The 684-nt window shown below is 64.8% G+C and carries 1 protein-coding gene; it reads left to right on the top strand.

Annotated features, from left to right (window positions below):
- A partial coding sequence (locus ACYVF3_RS32505) for an IS256 family transposase (protein WP_461158114.1) occupies window positions 1-684 on the top strand: 684 nt, incomplete at both ends.

Here is a 684-nt window from a genome sequence, read left to right as displayed (position 1 = left end):
ACGGCGTGAAACACGTCCTCGGAATCTGGGTGCAGGCCGGTGAGGGAGCGAAGTTCTGGGCCGGAGTCTGCGCCGAGCTGCGCAACCGGGGCGTCAAGGATGTGCTGATCGTCTGCTGTGACGGTCTTGCTGGACTGCCCGAGGCCATCGAGGCAAGCTGGCCTCAGTCGACCGTGCAGACCTGCACGGTCCACCTGATCAGGGCCGCGATGCGATTCGTGTCCTATCAGGACAGAAAGAAGGTCGCTGCCGCGCTCAAGCCGATCTACACTGCGCCGACCGCCCAGGCCGCCGAGACCGCACTGCTGGAATTCGCCGAATCCGACCTCGGCCGCAAATACCCCGCGGCAGCGCGGACCTGGGAAAACGCGTGGGAGCGGTTCATCCCGTTCCTGGAATTCCCGCCCGAGGTCCGGCGGATCATCTACACCACGAACTCGATCGAGTCACTGAACTACCAGCTCCGCAAGATCATCAAAAACCGCGGCCACTTCCCCAACGACGAGGCGGTCACCAAACTGTTGTGGCTGGCCATCCGGGATATCGAGGACAAACGAGCCCGACAACGCGCCTCGCAACGCGGCCAACCCGCCCACCAACGCAACGCTCCCGCACGCCTGGTCGAAGGCGCCACCGTCCACGGCTGGAAACAAGCCCTCGGAGCCCTCGCCCTGCACTACCCCG

It is taken from the genome of Saccharopolyspora tripterygii, from assembly GCF_054778355.1.
This window is presented reverse-complemented; position numbering and strand designations above follow the sequence as displayed.